This is a genomic window from Mesorhizobium sp. M7A.F.Ca.CA.002.15.2.1 (assembly GCF_003998715.1).
Classification (GTDB): Bacteria; Pseudomonadota; Alphaproteobacteria; order Rhizobiales; family Rhizobiaceae; genus Mesorhizobium; species Mesorhizobium ciceri.
The window spans coordinates 1-4,474 of record NZ_RZPI01000474.1; the positions used below are offsets into that span (position 1 = coordinate 1).

Sequence of the window (4,474 nt, forward strand, 5' to 3'; positions counted from 1 at the left end):
GCACAGGATGGCGGCCGCCGCGAAGATCAGCGCCGGCACCGGCACCGGGCCGATCAGCCCGGTACCGAACCAGCGCATCGAGGCGTCGAAGCCCGAGATCGGGCCGCCATTGGAGATGGTCAGTGTCAGCCCGCGAAACACCGTCAGCCCGCCCAGCGTGACGACGAAGGGCGGCACTTTCAGCCGGGTGATGACAAGCCCCTGCACGCCGCCGGCAGCGGCTCCGACGATGATGGCGGCCAGCAGCGCGGCGAACCAGCCGAACCCTTGCGTGCCGCTCGTCGACAGCGACAGCGTGTTGGCCGTGCCGCCCTTGGCGACCACGGCGGCGACCATGCCGCAGAAGGCGAGCAGCGAGCCGACCGACAGGTCGATGCCGGCGGTAAGGATGACGAAGGTCATGCCGAGCGCGATCAGCCCGGTGATCGAGATCTGCCTTGTGATGTTGAACAGGTTGATCGGGTCCATGAAGCTCGGCTTCAGCACCGTGAAGACGATGATCAGCGCCACCAGGAACAGCAGCGGCCCGAAGCTCATCAAAAGCCGCGCGAAGTTGATGCCGCCGCGCTGATCCTGCTCCCCCGCCACGCTCATAGTGTCTCCTTGCGGTCGAGTGCCATCAGTTCCATCAGTCTTTCCTCGTTTGCTTCGACGCCCGGCATCTGGCCGGTGATGCGTCCGCGGCGCATGGTGACGATGCGGTCCGAAACCGCCAGCACCTCGGGCAGTTCGGACGAGATCATCATCACCGCAATGCCGCGCGCCGCAAGCTGCACCAGGATCTGGTGCACCTCGGTCTTGGCGCCGACATCGACGCCGCGCGTCGGCTCGTCGACGATCAGCACTTTCGGATCGCGCGCGAGCCAGCGCGCCAGGATCACCTTTTGCTGGTTGCCGCCCGACAGGCCCTCGATCGCCTGCTCGGCCGAAGCCATGCGGATCGACAGCATCTTTCGAAACCCGGACAGCGCATCGCGCTCGCGCCGCTCGGCCATGAAGCCGAAACCGTTGCTGAAGCTGCCCAGCGAAGCGATGGAGAAATTCGGCAGGATGCCCAGCGCGGCAAAGATCGCCTGGTGCTTGCGGTCCTCCGGCACCAGGCCGATGCCGAGGGCAATGGCGTCCGCGGGTGATGACGGGGCGATCGGCTTGCCGTCGAGCGTGATGGTGCCGGCCGCGATGCGGTCGGCGCCGAAGATAGCGCGCGCCAGTTCGGTGCGGCCTGAGCCGACAAGCCCGGCAACGCCGAGGATTTCACCGGCCTTGAGGTCTATGTCGACGCCGTCGAGCACGATGGCGTGCGGCGCCTCGGGGTCGCGCACAGTGCGCAGGCCGCGCACCGACAGCACGACATCGCCGGCCACCGCGCGTTGCGCCGGCCGGGCGTAGAGCTCGGACGCCGCGCGGCCGACCATCTTCTCGATGATTTTGGGCAGCGCGATCGGCCCGCCTTCACGGTTAAGGTGGCCGGCAAGCCTGCCGTCGCGCAGCACCGTCATGCGATCGCATATGGCGGACGCTTCCTCCAGCCGGTGGGTGACGAACATAATGGCGACCCTGTCCTTGCGCAGCCGGTCCATGATCGACAGCAGCCGCTGCACCTCGGTCTCGGTCAGCGCCGAGGTCGGCTCATCCATGATGATCAGCCGGCTTTCCAGCGACAGCGCCCGAGCAATCTCGACCAGTTGCTGCTCGGCCACGGACAATGCCGAGACCGGCGTCATCGGGTCTATGGAGAGACCGACGCGGGCGATGATCGTGCGGGAATCTTCCTCCATCTTGCGCCAACTCACCAGCCCGAGCGGGCCGATCGGCGCGCGGCCGATGAAAATGTTCTCCGCCACGGTCAGCGTCGGGATCAGGCTCAGTTCCTGATAGATGGTGACGATGCCAAGCCGCTTGGCATCCTGCGGGCTGGAGGGATGATAATCGGCACCGTCGAAAGTGATGCGGCCGCCCGATGGCGGCATCACACCCGACAGGATTTTCAAGAGCGTCGATTTGCCGGCGCCGTTTTCGCCCAGCAGGCCGAGGATCTCGCCGGGGCGGATATCGAGCGAGACATCGCTGAGCGCCGTCACGCCGGCGAAATGCTTGGTGATGCCTTCGACGGCAAGCAGGATGGGTTCGGGCGAGGCGGCTTCAGCGGCTGGCGGCAAGGGTGGCTCCTTCCATGCAGTTGATGTCGCCTGTCAGCGCTTGAACGCCCCCCTCTGTCCTGCCGGACATCTCCCCCTCAAGGGGGGAGATTGGCTGTGTCACCGGCGACACCTTTTCTTTCAACATTTGGGAACTGGCGAAAGCAGGAGGAACAGTCGATCTCCCCCTTGAGGGGGAGATGTCCGGCAGGACAGAGGGGGGCGCTGTCCCGCCGGCTTTGCCAATCGGCCGATCCCCGCCAAACCCCTACTTCGTCTCGCCAATCCGCTCTGCCTTGTCGAGATTGTCCTTGCCGATGACGATTGGCGTCAGCAGCACCAGCTTCTCCTTCGGCTCGGTCTTGTCCTTGGCAAAGGCCACCGCGATGCGCACCGCAGTGCGCGACTGCTCGCCGGGGAATTGCTCGACGGTGCCCGCAAGCTTGCCGTCGCGCACGGCGACCAGCGCTTCGGGCAGTGCATCGAAGCCGTAGATCTTGACGTCGGTGAAGTTGCGCGCGGCACAAGCCTCCATGGCGCCCAGCGCCATGTCGTCATTGGCGCAGACGATGGCGTCGGGTTTGCCGTTGGCGGCAAGGCCAGCCTCGGTCACCGACAGCGCCTCGGCGCGGGCGAAGTTGGCGGTCTGCTCGAAGACGATCTGATACTTGTCCTTCAGAGGATCGAGCACATTGTGCACGCCCTTGTTGCGGTCGATCGCCGGGCCGGCGCCGGGCTGGCCCTGCAGATGGAACAGCTTGGCACCGTTGGGAAACGCCGCCACCACGGCGTTGGCTTCCGCCTCGCCGCCCTTCACATTGTCGGCGCCGACATGGGCGAGGATGCCCTCGACGCCGTCTACGCGGCGGTCGATCGTCACCACGGGAACGCCGGCCTTGACCGCTTCCTCGATGGCCGGCGCCAGGGCGTTGACGTCGAGCGGCGAGATGACGATGGCGTTGACCTTCTGCACCAGGGCGGCCTCGATGTCGGCGGTCTGCTTGGTGGCCGAGTTCTGGCCGTCGCTTTCGGTCAGATTGACGCCTTGCGTGGCGGCTTCCGCCTTGATCTCGTTCAGCATGTGCACGAAGAACGGAAAGCCGAGACTGGGCACCGAGCCAAGGATAGTGAGCTTGTCCTGCGCAAACACAGAAGGCGCGGCAACCATCATGGCGCCGAAAGCCGCGGACGACAGCAGGAATTCACGTCTGTTCATGGGATCCTCCTCCACAAGAACGCACGACCCGAAAACCGGGATCGGTTTCAGGAAGGATCATGCGTCGGTTCAAAGTGTGGAGCATCCTCCCTGCGCCCGAAAACGCATGCCGCTCCAGCTGGCCGCCGCTGTAAAAAGAGCCTCCCACCGACGCCTGCGCAGGGATGCTAACCCAGGGCCAACCATTTGTGCAACATCGATATAACAGCGGTGCCAGGCAAATTATCGGAATTGTCGGATTTTGGATTTCCGGCGTGGGGGCCGCTTTGTCGGAAGACCTCCAATGCAAGGCCGCCCCTCTGCTTCTCAATCCAGGAACGCCAGAACACGCTGCCAAAGCAGCGCCGCGGCTGTGTCGTTGTAGTCGGGCAGAGCTGGATCCGAGAAATAATGTCCCGAGTTTGGATAGCGGAAGATCCGCACATCGGTTTGCGCGGCCTCGGCGGCGTGCTGCCAGGCGCGGACATCCGGCTCGGGGAAGAACGGATCGGTGTCGGCGACATGCAATTGAACCGGCAGGCCGGGCCGGATGTTCGCAGGCACGGTTGCCAGCCCATGCAACAGCAGCACCTTGGCCGTCAGCGGCCGCAAGGCCCAGACTGACGCGACCACGCCTGCACCCATCGAAATCCCCGCCAGCACCGTATCGCCGGGCGTCGAGGCCAGGGCATCGCGCGCCCTTTGGCAAATGACCTCCCAGCCGATCCGCGCCTTGATCGCGAAGCCTTGCTCGAGATCGTCCGTCGCCACGCCCGCATAGAGGTCCGGCAGCGAAACGGCGTGACCGGCGGCGCCCAGCTTTCCAGCGAGATGCCGCTCGTGCTCGCGCAGCCCCAGAACCGAATGAAACAGGATTATGTTCGCGGACATCCGGTCATGATACCTGCCGGCACATGCCGTCTCAACGGCTGGGTACGTCATGAGGCGTGCGGCTTCCATTCTCCCGGCGTGGCACTACTTTGGACTGAACCCAAAGCACTCGACTGGAGAACAACATGAAGCCGCAAATCATCTGCCATATGCTGGCATCCCTTGACGGCAGCCTCCACCCCAGCCGCTATACCTCGAGCCCCGATGGCACCCGGGCCGAGTGGTCGAGCCTCTACGAGCATATCCATAA

The 4,474-nt window shown here is 64.8% G+C and carries 4 protein-coding genes and 1 pseudogene; 1 reads left to right on the forward strand and 4 read right to left on the reverse strand.

Translation table 11 applies throughout. From position 1 onward, the window contains the following. From ENZ74_RS23005 to ENZ74_RS23025, 4 genes are all read right to left on the reverse strand, one after another. The coding region (locus ENZ74_RS23005) for an ABC transporter permease (protein WP_164761147.1) at positions 1–594 on the reverse strand (594 nt) is incomplete at its 3' end. Next, positions 591–2,159 carry a sugar ABC transporter ATP-binding protein gene (locus ENZ74_RS23010; RefSeq protein WP_063168645.1) on the reverse strand — a complete coding sequence of 523 codons (1,569 nt, stop codon included), beginning with the start codon at positions 2,157–2,159 and terminating at the stop codon, positions 591–593. The genes ENZ74_RS23010 and ENZ74_RS23005, both read right to left, overlap by 4 nt. Positions 2,160–2,406: 247 nt before the next feature. Further along, positions 2,407–3,354 (reverse strand): substrate-binding domain-containing protein, encoded by a 948-nt coding sequence (locus ENZ74_RS23020; protein ID WP_013530574.1) that lies wholly within the window; start codon positions 3,352–3,354, stop codon positions 2,407–2,409. A 306-nt stretch (positions 3,355–3,660) separates the two neighbouring features. After that, entirely contained in the window at positions 3,661–4,224 is a 564-nt protein-coding gene (locus ENZ74_RS23025) for a dienelactone hydrolase family protein (RefSeq protein ID WP_024501764.1), read from the reverse strand. A gap of 125 nt (positions 4,225–4,349) precedes the next feature. Between ENZ74_RS23025 and ENZ74_RS35310 the strand changes: the two are divergent. Further along, positions 4,350–4,474, forward strand: a pseudogene (locus ENZ74_RS35310) (riboflavin deaminase); the annotation flags it as partial.